The following is a 14,556-nucleotide window of genomic DNA, read 5'->3' as shown; positions in this document are numbered from 1 at the left end:
TCTTGCTGCCCGAGATTTGAACGGCATTTACTTTGAACCAAAACTGCACTCGATAGGACTGCATCAAATCCAATTTGGCAACGAAAGTGTTCGTGTTGACAGACAGACCAACTTGGGTCCTCACATCAGGTCGTTTTCAACATCTTCGGCAGATACACCCAAAGCGTCCAATCCGTTTTCCAAGTGATCGGCCAAATGCGGAGTTCCGATCAGATAATCCGCACAAGGTGTCGAAGCTTCGGTTCGGGCTGTCGCAATAGCTTCCGCCAAATCCTCGGCGAAAAAACTTTCTCGCCCAACCCACATTATCGCAACCAGTTCAGCCTGTTCATCTTCGCTCATCCGGTCGACAAACGCGCGCAATTCGCCCTCGGCTCGATTCAACTCGCGCGCCATCATGGCCACCTGGGCCACCTTGCGTGTCGAAATCTCCAGCATCTTCTGATCCCCTTGTTCGCGTCTCGTCTCTGATCTTTCTGTGATCTGTCTGCGATCTTTCTACGCTGCAGGCTGGATTGTCTTTGATCTTGCGCAAACCGCACTGCCCCGTTTCTCCTCACCAAAAAAGTGACATAGACGCCCGAAAACCAGCGCCCAAAATACGGGCTTTCGCGTTAGGGTCTGAGCATGAGACTCGATTTACCTGATGATGATGTGTTGTATGCCGCCTTACTGGCCCGGGACGCGGCCTGGGACGGGCGCGCTTTTGTCGGGGTGACCAGCACCGGAATCTTGTGCCGCCTAACGTGCCCAGCCCGTAAACCCAAACGCGAGAACTGCGAATTCTTCGACACTATCGGGGCCGGGATCGAAGCCGGATTTCGCCCCTGCAAACGCTGTCACCCCATGCAACCCGCTGCGCAGGCTGATCCCGCAGTACAAGCCTTGATCGCCGCATTAGAAGCCGATCCATCCCGTCGCTGGCGAGAAGGGGATCTGGTCGCACTGGGGCATGACCCATCCACCATCCGCAGGGCGTTCAAGCGCCACTTTGGCATGACTTTTCTGGAAATGGCACGGCAAACCCGGCTGCATGCGGGGCTGACGACGCTGGCACAAGACGGGCGCGTGATCGACGCGCAACTGGACGCGGGGTTTTCTTCGGGGGCCGCATTTCGGGCGGCCTTTGCGAGACACCTAGGATTGCCCCCCGGTGCATTTCAATCAGATGCGTTGTTAAAGGCCGATTGGTTCCAGACGCCTCTGGGACCGATGATCGCTGTCAGTGATACCACCCACCTACATCTGCTGGAATTCACCGATCGCAAGGCTTTGCCGACCGAACTAAAGCGCCTGAACAAGGCCTGCAAGGGCTCGCTTGGTTTTGGCCGCCTGCCTCCCACGGACCGGGTCCAGGCTCAGCTGGATGACTATTTCCACGGACGTTCGGCCCTGTTCGACATCCCCCTTGCACTGCATGGCACACCGTTCACCTGTGCTGTCTGGGACATGTTGCAGACATTGCCCGCAGGAAGCATCTATTCCTATTCAGAAATCGCGCGTCGCATGGATCGACCTGATTCCACCCGAGCCATCGCCCGCGCCAACGGTGCCAACCAAATCGCCATCGTCATACCCTGCCACCGCGTCATGGGCGCGGACGGCTCGCTCACCGGATATGGTGGCGGGCTCTGGCGCAAACAGAAACTGATCGACCTGGAACGGCAATACGCCACAACCGAAAGCATTCCCGCATGAGCCAATCTGACACTGCCCGCGCCTTTGCAGAACTGCACCGTCCCGGTGCACCATTGATCCTGTATAACGCCTGGGACGCAGGCAGCGCCAAGGCTATTGCCAAGGCAGGTGCCACCGCAATCGCCACTGGCAGCTGGTCGCTCGCGCATGCTCAGGGATTTGACGATGGGCAGGATATGCCGCTGGAATTTGCTCTGAACATCCTGGCCCGCATCACCGCCTCGGTGGACCTACCGGTAAGTTTCGATTTTGAGGCTGGCTATTCCGATGACTTGAGCACGTTGGCCACAAACATGGAACGCGTCATTGCCGCAGGTGCCGTAGGAGTAAACTTCGAAGACCGTGTTATCGACGGCTCCGGACTATTGGCTGCGGCAACCCAAGCCAAGCAGATCAGCACCCTGCGAAAGGCCGCACAATCGACTGGTGTTCCGGTCTTCATCAACGCGCGAACTGATGTCTTCTTCCAGGGAGCTAAGCCCAACGCGCACTCTGACCTTATGGCAGAAGCAATCGAGCGCGCGCGCGCCTACGCACATGCCGGCGCAGACGGGCTTTTTGTTCCAGGGTTGGTCACGCCTGACCTGATTGGCGAGTTCTGTGCAGCCACGTCATTGCCGGTAAACATCATGCAAACCGGATTGGCCCCAGACCACCAATCCCTCGCCGACATGGGGGTCGCACGGATCAGCCATGGTCCCGCGCCCTATCTGACAGCCATGACCGGAGTAACCGAGGCTGCCAAGACGGCTCTGACGACTTAGAGTACATTCCATCCGTCCTTGATCCGCACGGTGTGACTGGCCGCTCCTGCGTGCAAAAATACCGGTCATGTCATTTCGAGAACCAGCACACAGGGATCGACCGCCAATATCCCGAGAACACCAGTGACGCGACGGGACTTTGGTGGTGTGGTCCGTTCTCGAAACGCATTTTCGTTCGAACCGCTGGCGGTCTTAGGTGTCACGCCACGCGAAGCGTGGCGCCGGGCCCTACGGGAGGAGATGTTTCGTCAGAAACATCGACGACGGGCGGGAGCTCCCTCGTACTTCAATCGATGCACTCGACAATAGGAAACTAAGCTGCCTCAACATGGACCAAAGGTGGCTCAAACGGATGGCGGGTGATCTTGTCATCACTGATTTCAATGGCCAAACCAGCCGGAACCTCGATCCATTTCTGTCTTTCGTCATCCAACGGCTCGGACGACACGATGACCCCGTGTGCGCAGCGTCGGTGAAACAGACTGGGCGCGTATCCATCCGAGGCGTAGCGCGCCGCAAAAAGCCGCTGCCCATCTGACCAACAGGCCGCAAACCGCATAAAGGGCAAATCACCTCGGCGGCGTGACAAAACCTCGACCCGGCCTACCGCGCGGGCCATCGCACCGATTGGATCACTCTCTAGCCGTTCACCCAAGGCGATCAGAAAGATCGCCTCGCTTTCGGTCGCACCCAAGCGATACTCGTAACATTCGGGTGGGATCATCCCATCCAGCTCTTGCCGGATGCGCTCGTGACCACCTGCCTGCCCGTTGTGCATGAAACTCCATCGCCCGTGCCCGAACGGATGGCAATTGTTGCGCGACGTGGCCGTGCCCGTTGAGGCGCGCACATGCGCCAGAAACATGCGCGACTGGGTGTGATGCGCTAGCTGGCGCAGGTTCGCGTCCGACCAAGCCGGGTTCGTATCCTTGTAGAAACAAGGCACCTCGCGCTTGGAATACCATGCCAAACCAAAGCCATCCGCGTTGATCGGCGTTTTGCCAATCATCGCATTACGGCTTTGTTCGACCAGCGATTGTTCCTGATTGAGGACCAGTTCGTCAAAATAGCGCGGCGCACCTGTCCACGCGAGAAATCGGCACATTAGGGAATTCCGTTTGGGGCTGTATTTGTGTGCAGAATACACCCCTGAAAACATAGAAATTCACTCAAAGTTGGCTGGCTGTTCCCATTTCATCGACCATTTAACCCGTGAAACGCCTATCCGTGGGTCAATCCCTCACTCACCGGGTTTGGTCAGTGGCACGACTGACCCTGTGTCCTCAGGGGCCAATTCCTCAAAATCAAAGTTGTCCAGCCGCAGCGCCCGGCGCCCGGCCTTGTCCGCGCTGATCTTGATGTCCGAAATATCCTTGGCTGCCTGCCCGAAATGACGATCCAGATTGGCGACCCTGTCGCCCAGGCGTTCGACGTCCTTGTGCAACAACCCCAATTCTTTGCGGATCGCGCCAGCTTGTTCGCGCATGCGAGCATCTTTCAGGATCGCGCGCATGGTGTTGAGCGTCGCCATGCAGGTCGTCGGAGACACGATCCAGACCCGTGCTGCAAACCCCTCGCGCACAATCTCAGGAAAGTTTGCGTGGAGTTCCGCATAAACCGCTTCGGATGGCAGGAACATCAAAGCTCCGTCAGCGGTTTCGCCCTCGATGATGTATTTGTCGGCAATGGCTTTGATGTGGGCCCTCAGCGCCGTGCGCATCATCCGCGCGGCCTCGTTCAACTCGGCTTGGGTCTCGGCACGGCGGAGCGCTTCATAAGCTTCCAACGGGAACTTGCTATCAATCACAATGGGTCCCGGCGGGTTGGGCAGATAGATCAGGCAGTCCGCTCGCTTGCCGTTCGACAAGGTATATTGCAACGCATAGCTGTCCGACGGCAGCGCCTTTGACACGATGTCGTTCAGCTGAATTTCGCCAAACGCACCGCGCGTTTGCTTGTTCGACAGAATGTCCTGCAGGCTCAGCACATCGCCGGACAGTTTGGTGATGTTGTCCTGCGCCTTGTCGATGGTCTTGAGCCGCTCTTGCAGCTGCGTCAGCGACGTCGCGGTCTGTTTCGACGAGCCATGCAGGCTCTCTTTCATCCGTTCCTGCATTTCGGCCAAAGCACGCGCCGAGCGCATGGCATTGTCCGCCAACCGGTCGTTCATGTGCTGCTGCACATCGCCCAAGCGCGCTTCCATCGTCTGGATCACCTGAACTTGCGCGTTGGCCTGCGTGTCCGAGACATGCTGCAACCCGCCGCGCAGCTGCTCCTGACCTGCGCCCAGCTGTTGTACGTTTTGGCCCAGAATCGCCATCTGTTGCGTCAAAGGTTCCGCCATCCGGGCCGAGCGGTTGGCCGCCCGCAGGCTGAGAAACACCATCAAAGCAATCAGCAACAGGATCGCGGCCGCACCAAGGGCCAAAAGGACCATCGGATCCTCCAGCGAATAGGTCTGTCCTGCAATCTCGATCATCTGCGCCTCGCACTTGTTCTCTTTTTGTTTCCCAAACCTCTAGCGAGGGGATCCAGGAAAATCAACTGCGTCCGAACAGCCGTTCGATGTCTGCCAGTTTCAGCTCTACATACGTCGGCCGTCCGTGGTTGCATTGGCCGGAATGGGGCGTCGCTTCCATTTCGCGCAGCAGCGCGTTCATCTCTTCGCCGCGCATCCGGCGACCCGACCGGATCGAACCATGGCAGGCCACGCGGCTCAGGATCGCCTCGATCCGGGCCTGCACCATCTGGCTTTCGCCTTGGTCGGCCAGTTCGTCCAAAATATCCATAATCATCGCCCGTGCGTTCACCTCACCCAGAATGGCCGGAGTTTCGCGCACAGCCACGGCGCTGCCGCCAAATGCTTCGATGCTCAGACCGAATTTGCTCAGATGGTCTGCCACTTTCAACAGTCGAGCACAGTCTCCATCGGACAGTTCTACAATCTCGGGGATCAATAGCGCTTGCGCGGCCACGCCGCTTTCCGACATCTGGGTTTTGAGTTTCTCGTAAACCAGTCGCTCGTGCGCCGCGTGCTGATCGACAATCACCATACCATCAGCGGTCTGGGCGATGATGTAATTTTCATGCACCTGCCCGCGGGCAGCACCAAGCGGAAGCTGTTCCACAGGTGTCTCGGACGCCTGTTCTTCAACAGCCGGTGTCGGGTCAATCATCTGTCCCGAGTAACTCTGGGACAAATCGGCGAAACCCTGCGTCGGCATCGGCTGGGGTGCCTGGGCCCGATAGGCTGAAGTCCGAGCCCCCATCGACGGGCGATCCATCTGATATATGCGAGCCGGGCCGGGTTGTGGTGCAGGCTCGGGCCGCATCGCGCCCAAAGTGGCGTTGGCCACTGTGGTCGAAGCACGGTGCCCCGCCTCGGCCAAAGCGTGGCGCAAGGTCGATATGATAAGGCCGCGCGCAATGCCCGGATCGCGAAAGCGCACTTCGGATTTAGCAGGATGGACGTTCACATCAACCAGGGTCGGGTCGCAATCCACAAACAAGGCCGCCGCCGGATGGCGGTCACGGCTGAGGAAATCGAAATAGGCCGCCCGGAGCGCCCCGGTCAGCATCTTGTCGCGCACAGGCCGTCCGTTGACGAACAGGTACTGCGACACGGCCGCACCACGGGAATAGGTCGGCAGAGCTGCGTAGCCATACAGCCGGATGCCGTCCCGCTCGGATTCAATCCGCAGGGCGTTTTCAGCAAACTCGCGTCCGATGACGCGGGCCAGCCGGGCGTGCAGGGCATCAAACAGATCGCCGCTTTCGCCGTCGGCACGGAACACGATACGGCCTTCGCCGCCACCTGAAACATCGCGCAGAGTCAGCCCGATCGAAGGTTCCGCCATCGCCAGACGCTTGATCGTGTCGGTAATCGCCTGTGCCTCGGCTCGATCGGTGCGCATAAATTTGAGCCGTGCAGGGGTGGCAAAGAAAAGATCGCGCAGCTCGACCACCGTACCCGTGCGCAGAGCCGCCGGTTTGACCGGTACAGCCTGCCCACCCGCAACACGAATGGTCGCAGCCTCTTCACCCGGTACTCGGCTGGTGATTGTCAGCCGACCCACGGCCCCAAGCGATGGCAATGCTTCGCCGCGGAACCCAAAAGTGTGGATCTCCAAAAGGTCCGAGCCGTCGATTTTCGACGTCGCATGGCGGGACAAGGCCAACGGCAATTGCTCTGGTGAAATGCCACACCCGTCATCTGTCACCCGGATCAGGGTCTTGCCCCCATCCGCGATGTCCACAGTGATCCGTGTCGCACCAGCGTCGATAGCATTTTCGACCAGTTCTTTCACCGCCGAGGCGGGACGCTCGACCACTTCACCCGCTGCAATCCGATTGATTGCTGCGTCGTCTAGTTGCCGGATAACCGGTCGAAAACCGCTGATATTGGGGTCAAGGATTGCCATACCGCTAGACCTAGCATGGCCGGACGCGATTCTGCCACCCGTTTGCTGTGCCCAGGGGGGTCTATGCGCGAAAGACCCGGCGCCCCCGGTATCGCGACATTTGATGTGTTCAGCGAGACTTATGTGGGCGGCACCGGGCCTTAAGTGAGTGGTGGTCATTTCGGGGCTGAAAATTGCCCTTGCCATGACCTGAAACTGGGGTGGCTGAGCACAAATGTTAAGCCCTTTGTCACATAGAGTTTACAAATGGCGTGTTTGGGCAATGGCTTGGCCCGGTCTCGCAACGTTCAGGCCTGCGCGGGGGCGCCTGCTCGTTTGCGACAGGGACCGAACATCGCTGCCAACGCCAGAATGATGCCTGAAACCGTAGCGATCATGCCCGCAGCGCTCACCGCATCGGCCGCGCCTAACCACAGCGGGCCATAACCAGCCAGAACATAACCAAGGGTGGCCGAAATAGCGGCGAATCCAACGCTCCAGGCGATTTGGCGTTCAAGCTGGTTTGTCATCATACGCGCAGCAGCGGGAGGGCAGATGAACATGGCGATCACGATGATCGACCCAACGGCATCAAAGGACGCAACCGCGGCAATGGCCGCAACCACAACCAGTGCCAGACCCAACGCATTGGTGCGGATGCCCATCGTGCACGCAAACCCTTCGTCAAAGGTCGAGATCTTGAGCGGCCGCCAAAACAACCAGATAAAGGCGATCGCGCCCGCCAAAGTCGCGGCGATCCGACCCAACTCGACCGGCAAGCCGGCCAGGGCCTGCACATCCAGCAGCGAAGACCAACCAACCGCGTCCAGCCAGATCAGGCTTTCCAGATTGCCGTACAGAGCGTGTTCGACGTCCAGATGAACGGTCGAAGTGTCGGTTTGCTCCAACAGTAGAACACCCCCTGCAAACATCGTGGTGAATACCACACCCATAGCCGCACCCGGCTCTATCCGACCCAGCCGGCGAATGGCTTCGATCATTACCACCGCAACGATTGCGGCCGCTGCCGCCCCCAGCATCATTGGCCAGGCCGAAATCACGCCGGTCAGCAGAAAGGCAACGACGATGCCCGGCAAAACCACATGGCTGATGGCATCCCCGATCAGTGCCTGTTTGCGCAATACCAAGAAATTGCCGGGCAAAGCACAGGCCACAGCGGCAAAAATCCCGATCAACAAAGGTGTCAGAGACAGGGGAACAAACTCTTCTCCGCTCATGCCGGAATCTCCTGCGGGCCACCGATGCGGTGGTCGATGTCGGCGATCTGGTCCTTGGTCAGAACCGTTTCGATATCACGGAGACCATCATAAAGCGCCGCCGCCGCCTCATGCGCCTGATCGGTGCGCACCACCTCCCACCGCTTTTCGTCACGCAAAGCTTTAGCGGCACGAGCACGACCAAACTCGGTCGCGACCCCATCGGCGCGGGCTAATCCGGCGCGAGACAACAGGCGCAGCGTCAAGCGTTCATAGATCGGTTGGCCCTGGGCCAGAGCCAGCAGACCTTGCCGCAGGTGAACACGGCGCTGAAACTTCAGATGCCCGAGGATCGCAGCCAGCGCCCCGCGATTGGGCGCCAGAAGCATCGACAGCGCAAACAGGGTGAAGCTGACCAAAACAATGATCGGGCCGGTGGGCAGATTCGGTGCAGAAGCCGACATTGCGGCCCCAACATAGCCAGAAATCCCGCCAGCCAGACCACTAAGAAGTACCACACGGTCCGAACGTTCAGTCCAAAACCGCGCCGTTACTGGTGGAATGATCAGCAACGCCACAATCAGGATCAAGCCTACGATCTTTAGGCCCACGACCGTCACGGCCATCACCAGCCCCATCATCGCCAAGTCGATCCGCGCCACGGGCAGGCCACGGGCTGCAGCGTGTTCGGGGTCAAAAGACACAAGCGTCATTGGTCGGCGCAGTAAAAGGATCAACAGCAGCGTCGCACCACCACCAACCGCAATGATCATCGCATCAGCCCAAAGCATGCCTGCGGTCGACCCTAGTAAGAATCCCTCTAACCCCGCTTGCCGCCCGACACCCATGGTCTGGATCACCGTCAGCAGAACGACGCCAAAGCCGAAGAACACCGAAAGGACAGATCCAATGGCCGCATCCTCGGCCAGACGTGTGTTACGGGTCAGCCAGTTGAGGCACAAAAGCCCGATCCAAGCCGACAAGGCCGATCCCAACAGCAAGCCAATCAAGTTGCGGCCATCCCCGCCCAAAGCGACCATAATCATGAAAGCAATACAAACGCCGGGCAGTGTCGCGTGGCTGATGGCATCGCTCACCAAAGCACGTTTGCGCAAAAACAGGAAGGTGCCAGTCACCCCGGCGGACACACCCAACAGGGCAGCGCCAATGGCAACCAAGGTGGCATTATAGCCAAGTTGCAACAGCAAAGCATCGATGAGCATGACGCGAGTGTCCGTCTGTTTAGCCGACCACACGCGACAACTGGTCGATCTGCGCGGTTGCAAGGCGGCCACCATAAGCGGCCTGCAACGTTTCGGCGGTAAAGGCTTCACCCACCGATCCCTCGGCCACCTTGCGCGTGTTGATCAAGAACACGTGGTCGAAATAATCGGTAACCGTTGCCAGGTCGTGATGCACCACAACCACCGTCTTGCCCGCGTCCTTGAGCGATTTTAGCACTGCGATGATCGCCTTTTCGGTCGCCGCATCGACGCCAGCAAAGGGTTCGTCCAGCAGATACAGGTCCGCATCCTGTGCCAGCGACCTGGCGAGAAACACGCGCTGTTGTTGGCCGCCTGAAAGCTGCCCGATCTGGCGGTCGGCAAAATCGCGCATGCCTACGCGGTTCAGACAATCCATCGCTTTAGCCTTGTGCCGTGCGCGAAGTCGACCCAGTAGACCAAGCTCTCGGTAGAGCCCCATCAAAACGACATCAATCACGCGGGTTGGGAAATCCCAATCCACGCTGGCACGTTGTGGAACATAGGCAATGCGGGCGCGCTGGTCGTCCAGTGACTTGCCAAAGGCAGTAACCTGCCCCGACAGCGGTTTGACAATACCAAGCGCGGCCTTGAGCATGGTCGACTTACCGGCTCCATTGGGTCCAATGATCGCCGTCATCGCGCCGGCCTGCACTGTCATATCGACAGAGAATACCGCAGGCTTTTGACCGTAAGAGACTGTCAGACCCCGGATCGCCAACGGGCTTTCTGTCAGGGTCTCGTTAGTGTTTGCAATACCGTTGTTGCTTGCCAGTTCCAGCATCATTCAGAACCCCGCCGATAGTTTGCCGTCCATGCCGCGCGCAGGCACGGCTGCACCCAATGCTCCGGCGATCACGGTGATGTTGTGGTCCAGCATCCCGATATAGGTGCCCTCATAGGTGCCGTCCTCGCCCATGGCATCACTAAACAGCTCACCACCGACGTGCACCTTGTGCCCCTTCGCAGCCGCCCCTTCGATCAGAGCGCGAATGGACCGGTCCGAGACCGAGCTTTCGACGAATACGGCCGTGATCTGGCGCTCTACCAGCAAATCCACCAGCTCGCCAATGCGGTTCAATCCGGCCTCGGACTGAGTCGAGATACCTTGAATGCCCATCACCTCATACCCGTAGCTGCCTCCGAAATAGCCAAAGGCATCATGGGCAGTCAGAAGGACGCGATTGTTTTCCGGCACCTGCACCAGAGTATCGGCGGCATAAGTAGACAGACGGTCCAGATCCGCCAAGTGCTTTTCAGCGTTGGCCGCAAAGACATCCGCCGCCTCGGGGCGCACGTCAATCAGGGCTTTTTGTACTTCGACCACCACATCGCGCCACAGATCTGGGGTCATCCAGACGTGCGGGTCGAATTTGTCGGCGTAATCGTCATGAGCGCGGAGTTTGGATTTATCCAGGCCCTCGGCCACAGCCACCACAGTGCGCTTGCGTTCGAGGTCATGAAAGAAACCTTCCATCTGCGCCTCAAGGTACAGACCGTGCCACAGGATGAGGTCGGCGCGGGTCATCGCCACGATGTCAGTGCGGGTTTGGCGATAGGCATGCGGGTCGACACCGGGCCCCATCAGCCCTTTGACTTCGACCTGATCGCCGCCGACTTGGCGCGCGGCGTCTGCGATCATGCCAGTTGTGGCCACTACCTTGAGCGGGTCCTGGGCCCAGGCCGTAATCGGCAGGGCCAGCAGTATGCCGGCAATCAGCAATGTGCGTCGCAGAATCATGTCGAACCTCTGGTTTGTACGTCCAACATAAATTGCGAACAATTCGCAAGTAAGTCAATGCTATTGAGAATTATTCGCAAGAAACCCCACGATCGCCTACAAAATATGGTAGTTATTTCAGATTTTCCGCCGTCAGATCATCCAAAAGAGCGAAGACCAGCCGACGCAGTGACTTGGAATAAAGCCGATCCTCGGGCCAAGTCAGCCAATACCCATCTCGTGTCTTAAGTTTCTCACCCGATGACAGAACCAGTGTTTCGGCAGTCAAATCCGGCTGCGCCAGGGGCAAAGAGCCCAGGACCACGCCCAGACCTTCGCGGGCGGCGCGTAGACCGTGCACCATGGAATCAACACTTAGACCCGCGCCGCCGGGCACCGTGCCGCCTGTCTCACGGCTCCAATCCTGCCACCCGGGGCGCTCTCCGCGCACTTCAATCCGAGGCAGATCCAACTGCTCCGTTCCCGGAGCCATCATCGGCACCAGAACCTCTTGCTCAATCAGACGCGCCTTGCGTCCCGGCCAAGCCCCTCGCCCGTACCGCAGCTGCAGCCAAGTGCGTTCTTCGTCAAACTCGGATCGTTTGGCGATAGAGTCCGTGACCAGACGTACATTTGGATATAGCGCCCAAAACCCACCGATGCGCGGCAAGATCAGCGTGTCGATATGAGAGCTCAGCGCCGCCAGCCGCAGCTCTTTTGGCGCTGTTCCAAACAGATCCTCGGTGTTGCGTTCCAGCGCGGTCAGACTGTCCTGCACCAACGGCAGATAGCTTTCACCATCGGTGGTCAACGACACGCCGCGCGCCTCGCGGACAAAAAGGCTCCGACCCAACCAAGCCTCTAGGTTGCCCATCCGCTGGCTCACGGCAGCTTGTGAAATCCCAAACTCACGCGCAGCGACAGAAAACCCACCCAATCGCCCGGCGGCTTCGAACACGCGCAGCCAGTCAAGCGGGGGCAATCCGACTTTTTTCTCATCCATAAGAATTTCCAACCCTGAGACAGAATAAGGTTTAGTTGTTGTGATGGCATGCAGCGGTTATTTCCTCAAGGGAAAGCTCGCGCCACAAGGAGAGACCCCATGCTGCGCTCTGCCACCCATGATCCGTCCGTCGTCACGATTGAGTTCGACGACGGCACCGCCACTCGCTTCCACGCCATTTGGCTGCGCGACAACGCGCTGGACCCCGAGACCCGCGCACCGGGCAACGGCCAACGCCTGATCACCATCGGAGACATCCCGTCGGATATCGCGATCAGCAGCGCCGAAGTAATAGAAGGCAGCCTGTCGGTGACCTTTGCGCCCGAAGGCAAAACCGTCACCTTCCCCGCCGATTGGCTGGCCGATCACAGCTATGATCGTGAGCAAACTGCCGACTTCGGTCGGATCGCGCCGGGCATCACCACATGGCAACGTGGCATCGGCGCCCCTAGCGGTGATTGGGCAGCGGTCCATTCGACCCATGCCGCCAAACGCGACTGGCTGGCCGCTGTGGCCGAGTTTGGCTTTGCCAAATTGACCAACGGCCCGACGGAACCGGAAGCGCTGCTGAAAGTCGCCGATCTGTTCGGCTATGTGCGCGAGACCAACTATGGCCCCTATTTCGAAGTGCGCACTGAGGTGAACCCGACGAACCTAGCCTATACGGGCCTTGGTCTGCAGGCCCACACAGACAACCCCTATCGCGATCCGGTTCCGACATTGCAGATCCTGTATTGCCTGGAAAACTCGGCCGAGGGAGGGGATTCGATTGTTGTTGACGGGTTCCGAGCAGCCGAAAAGTTGCGCGATGCGAACCCCGAAGGTTTTGCCCTGCTGGCGGGCTATCCGGCACGGTTCGAATACAAGGGCTCGGACGGCATCTGCCTGCGTTCGCGCCGCCCGATGATCGAACTGTCCCCCGATGGCGAGCTGGTCGGCATTCGGTTCAACAACCGCTCTTCCGCGCCTATCGTCGATGTCCCCTTCGCCAAGATGGAGGCCTATTACGCCGCCTATCGCCAATTGGGCGAGATCATCGACGACCCGGCCATGGGCGTATCGTTCAAGCTGGAACCCGGTGAAAGCTTTATCGTCGACAACACCCGCGTGCTGCATGCGCGTCTGGGATATTCCGGTGCAGGCTCTCGCTGGTTGCAGGGCTGTTACGCCGACAAGGACGGTTTGCTGTCTACCTTGGCGGCGATGGAGATGGTGCAGCCGGAGGCCGCAGAATGAAACCCGACTTTTCGAGTTTGGACCGCTCCAACATCGTGGCCTTCATCGGTGACATCTTTGACCGACGCGGCGGCGAGGAATACCTGGGCGAGCCGGTGACCATGGCCGAGCACATGCTGCAAGGCGCAACCATTGCCGAACAGAACAGCCAACCCGAAGAGATCATCGTCGGGGCCTTGCTGCATGACATCGGCCACTTCACGTCCGAGTTCGGAACCTATCATCCCGACGATACCAAGGACCGCCATCACGAGGATGCGGGCGCCGAGGTGCTGGAGCAGTTCTTTCCGTCCGTGATCACCGACTGCTGCCGTTATCACGTCGCCGCCAAACGGTATCTGTGCGCGACCAAGCCTGATTATTTCAACCGGCTCTCTGTCGCCTCGGTCCATACGCTAGAACTGCAAGGCGGGCCGATGGATGCCGATGAGGTGGCTGAATTCGAGGCCAATCCGAACCTCAAGGAAATCATTCAGGTCCGCTATCTGGACGAGGCGGGCAAGCGGGCCGACATGGAGACCCCGGATTTCACCCATTTCGCCCCGATGGTGCAGCGCATGGTCGATCGTCACTTGGGCGCGGCATGAGCGCACCCGAGTACATCTTCGAGGCCAGCTCGAAACCTTCGCTGCCCTGGCACGAGGTGCCATTGATCCGGGCCACTGACGCATCTGTTGCGGGCTACGGGTGTCTGGTCGACGACCCGGATACCTTTGAGATCGAAATCGTGCGCTGGCCCCAGCAAGGTTGGCGACCAATAGATGAGGGCACCGGGGATGAGGCTGGTTGGGTCGAAGGCACGTTCAAATGCGACTGGCAGGGCGATGTGCTTTATGGCGAGAACGAAGCAGTCAAAGGCCACTATGTTCTTGGCTGGTCCGCTGATCCGCAACAGGCCAAGACCGAAACGCAGACCGCGCCGCGAGATCAGGTGCTTCTGTGGCACATGAACTATCACCCCGACGGGGGGCAGATGTTTTGGCCGTTGGACAACAAACCGTTCATCGTTCCAGCCGCTCTGCCAGGTGACAACCTAACACCGGACAAGGTGGTGGCGTTCTGGTGTGATGGGTCGCGCGGGCTCTATATCCATCCGGGCATCTGGCACGAGGGGATTTTCCCGGTCGAAGACAGCCAGCGGTTCCTGGATCGTCAGGGCAAGGTGCACGCCCGCGTCAGTGCCGACATCGGCAAAGAGTTCGGCGTTTACCTGTCCTGCGCGCTACGCGTGGACAAGGTGAAAGACCTCTGATCAA

14 protein-coding genes are annotated in these 14,556 nt (G+C 59.1%); 5 read left to right on the top strand and 9 right to left on the bottom strand.

Translation table 11 applies throughout. From position 1 onward, the window contains the following. Positions 1-120: 120 nt before the first annotated feature. Positions 121-438: a DUF3775 domain-containing protein gene (locus tag G6R15_RS15480; RefSeq protein ID WP_164660858.1), complete on the bottom strand. Its 318-nt coding sequence runs from the start codon at positions 436-438 to the stop codon at positions 121-123. 189 nt (positions 439-627) lie between these two features. On the opposite strand from G6R15_RS15480, the gene G6R15_RS15475 reads away from it, so the two are divergent. Together G6R15_RS15475 and G6R15_RS15470 are read left to right on the top strand one after the other, a co-directional pair. Beyond that, on the top strand, positions 628-1,698 hold the full coding sequence (locus G6R15_RS15475) for a bifunctional transcriptional activator/DNA repair enzyme AdaA (protein WP_164660857.1): 1,071 nt from the start codon (positions 628-630) through the stop codon (positions 1,696-1,698). Further along, on the top strand, positions 1,695-2,462 hold the full coding sequence (locus G6R15_RS15470; protein ID WP_164660856.1) for an isocitrate lyase/phosphoenolpyruvate mutase family protein: 768 nt from the start codon (positions 1,695-1,697) through the stop codon (positions 2,460-2,462). The genes G6R15_RS15475 and G6R15_RS15470 overlap by 4 nt, the downstream gene beginning before the upstream one ends. A 313-nt stretch (positions 2,463-2,775) precedes the next feature. Here the strand turns inward: G6R15_RS15470 and G6R15_RS15465 are convergent, their stop codons facing one another. From G6R15_RS15465 to G6R15_RS15430, 8 genes are all read right to left on the bottom strand, one after another. Next, entirely contained in the window at positions 2,776-3,567 is a 792-nt protein-coding gene (locus G6R15_RS15465; protein WP_164660855.1) for a class II glutamine amidotransferase, read from the bottom strand. Between the two features lie 135 nt (positions 3,568-3,702). Then, positions 3,703-4,941, bottom strand: coding sequence for a DNA recombination protein RmuC (locus G6R15_RS15460; RefSeq protein ID WP_164660854.1), 1,239 nt, complete (start codon positions 4,939-4,941; stop codon positions 3,703-3,705). Positions 4,942-5,002: 61 nt separating this feature from the next. After that, positions 5,003-6,883 (bottom strand): DNA mismatch repair endonuclease MutL, encoded by a 1,881-nt coding sequence (gene mutL, locus G6R15_RS15455; protein WP_164660853.1) that lies wholly within the window; start codon positions 6,881-6,883, stop codon positions 5,003-5,005. Positions 6,884-7,170: 287 nt separating this feature from the next. Beyond that, the gene (locus G6R15_RS15450) at positions 7,171-8,100 is read right to left on the bottom strand and encodes a metal ABC transporter permease (protein ID WP_164660852.1); all 930 of its coding nucleotides are present in this window, start codon (positions 8,098-8,100) and stop codon (positions 7,171-7,173) included. Then, entirely contained in the window at positions 8,097-9,302 is a 1,206-nt protein-coding gene (locus G6R15_RS15445) for a metal ABC transporter permease (RefSeq protein ID WP_164660851.1), read from the bottom strand. Before G6R15_RS15445 ends, G6R15_RS15450 begins: the two co-directional genes overlap by 4 nt. A 19-nt stretch (positions 9,303-9,321) precedes the next feature. Then, the gene (locus G6R15_RS15440) at positions 9,322-10,128 is read right to left on the bottom strand and encodes a metal ABC transporter ATP-binding protein (RefSeq protein WP_205520531.1); all 807 of its coding nucleotides are present in this window, start codon (positions 10,126-10,128) and stop codon (positions 9,322-9,324) included. After that, positions 10,129-11,082 carry a metal ABC transporter solute-binding protein, Zn/Mn family gene (locus G6R15_RS15435; protein ID WP_164660850.1) on the bottom strand — a complete coding sequence of 318 codons (954 nt, stop codon included), beginning with the start codon at positions 11,080-11,082 and terminating at the stop codon, positions 10,129-10,131. Between the two features lie 112 nt (positions 11,083-11,194). After that, complete coding sequence (locus tag G6R15_RS15430; RefSeq protein WP_164660849.1) at positions 11,195-12,064, bottom strand: LysR family transcriptional regulator; 870 nt, start codon at positions 12,062-12,064, stop codon at positions 11,195-11,197. Between the two features lie 99 nt (positions 12,065-12,163). On the opposite strand from G6R15_RS15430, the gene G6R15_RS15425 reads away from it, so the two are divergent. From G6R15_RS15425 to G6R15_RS15415, 3 genes are read left to right on the top strand one after another with little or no spacing between them, the layout of a single operon-like run. Continuing rightward, a complete protein-coding gene (locus tag G6R15_RS15425; protein WP_164660848.1) occupies positions 12,164-13,300 on the top strand; it encodes a gamma-butyrobetaine dioxygenase in 1,137 nt (378 codons plus the stop codon). Then, the gene (locus G6R15_RS15420) at positions 13,297-13,887 is read left to right on the top strand and encodes an HD domain-containing protein (protein ID WP_164660847.1); all 591 of its coding nucleotides are present in this window, start codon (positions 13,297-13,299) and stop codon (positions 13,885-13,887) included. Before G6R15_RS15425 ends, G6R15_RS15420 begins: the two co-directional genes overlap by 4 nt. Next, positions 13,884-14,552 (top strand): ureidoglycolate lyase, encoded by a 669-nt coding sequence (locus G6R15_RS15415; protein WP_164660846.1) that lies wholly within the window; start codon positions 13,884-13,886, stop codon positions 14,550-14,552. The genes G6R15_RS15420 and G6R15_RS15415 overlap by 4 nt, the downstream gene beginning before the upstream one ends. The last annotated feature ends 4 nt before the right edge of the window (positions 14,553-14,556 follow it).

The sequence above is a fragment of the Tropicibacter sp. Alg240-R139 genome, assembly GCF_900537075.1.
Classification (GTDB): domain Bacteria; phylum Pseudomonadota; class Alphaproteobacteria; order Rhodobacterales; family Rhodobacteraceae; genus Falsiruegeria.
Note: the sequence above shows the minus strand (reverse complement) of the source record. Positions and strands in the feature narration are given on the sequence as shown.

What these genes read in the sequence shown, in the direction of transcription:
- G6R15_RS15480 (WP_164660858.1), bottom strand. Translation starts at nt 438, where the DNA reads ATGCTGGAGATTTCGACACGCAAGGTGGCCCAGGTGGCCATGATGGCG.
- G6R15_RS15475 (WP_164660857.1), top strand. Translation starts at nt 628, where the DNA reads ATGAGACTCGATTTACCTGATGATGATGTGTTGTATGCCGCCTTACTG.
- G6R15_RS15470 (WP_164660856.1), top strand. Translation starts at nt 1,695, where the DNA reads ATGAGCCAATCTGACACTGCCCGCGCCTTTGCAGAACTGCACCGTCCC.
- G6R15_RS15465 (WP_164660855.1), bottom strand. Translation starts at nt 3,567, where the DNA reads ATGTGCCGATTTCTCGCGTGGACAGGTGCGCCGCGCTATTTTGACGAA.
- G6R15_RS15460 (WP_164660854.1), bottom strand. Translation starts at nt 4,941, where the DNA reads ATGATCGAGATTGCAGGACAGACCTATTCGCTGGAGGATCCGATGGTC.
- mutL (WP_164660853.1), bottom strand. Translation starts at nt 6,883, where the DNA reads ATGGCAATCCTTGACCCCAATATCAGCGGTTTTCGACCGGTTATCCGG.
- G6R15_RS15450 (WP_164660852.1), bottom strand. Translation starts at nt 8,100, where the DNA reads ATGAGCGGAGAAGAGTTTGTTCCCCTGTCTCTGACACCTTTGTTGATC.
- G6R15_RS15445 (WP_164660851.1), bottom strand. Translation starts at nt 9,302, where the DNA reads ATGCTCATCGATGCTTTGCTGTTGCAACTTGGCTATAATGCCACCTTG.
- G6R15_RS15440 (WP_205520531.1), bottom strand. Translation starts at nt 10,128, where the DNA reads ATGATGCTGGAACTGGCAAGCAACAACGGTATTGCAAACACTAACGAG.
- G6R15_RS15435 (WP_164660850.1), bottom strand. Translation starts at nt 11,082, where the DNA reads ATGATTCTGCGACGCACATTGCTGATTGCCGGCATACTGCTGGCCCTG.
- G6R15_RS15430 (WP_164660849.1), bottom strand. Translation starts at nt 12,064, where the DNA reads ATGGATGAGAAAAAAGTCGGATTGCCCCCGCTTGACTGGCTGCGCGTG.
- G6R15_RS15425 (WP_164660848.1), top strand. Translation starts at nt 12,164, where the DNA reads ATGCTGCGCTCTGCCACCCATGATCCGTCCGTCGTCACGATTGAGTTC.
- G6R15_RS15420 (WP_164660847.1), top strand. Translation starts at nt 13,297, where the DNA reads ATGAAACCCGACTTTTCGAGTTTGGACCGCTCCAACATCGTGGCCTTC.
- G6R15_RS15415 (WP_164660846.1), top strand. Translation starts at nt 13,884, where the DNA reads ATGAGCGCACCCGAGTACATCTTCGAGGCCAGCTCGAAACCTTCGCTG.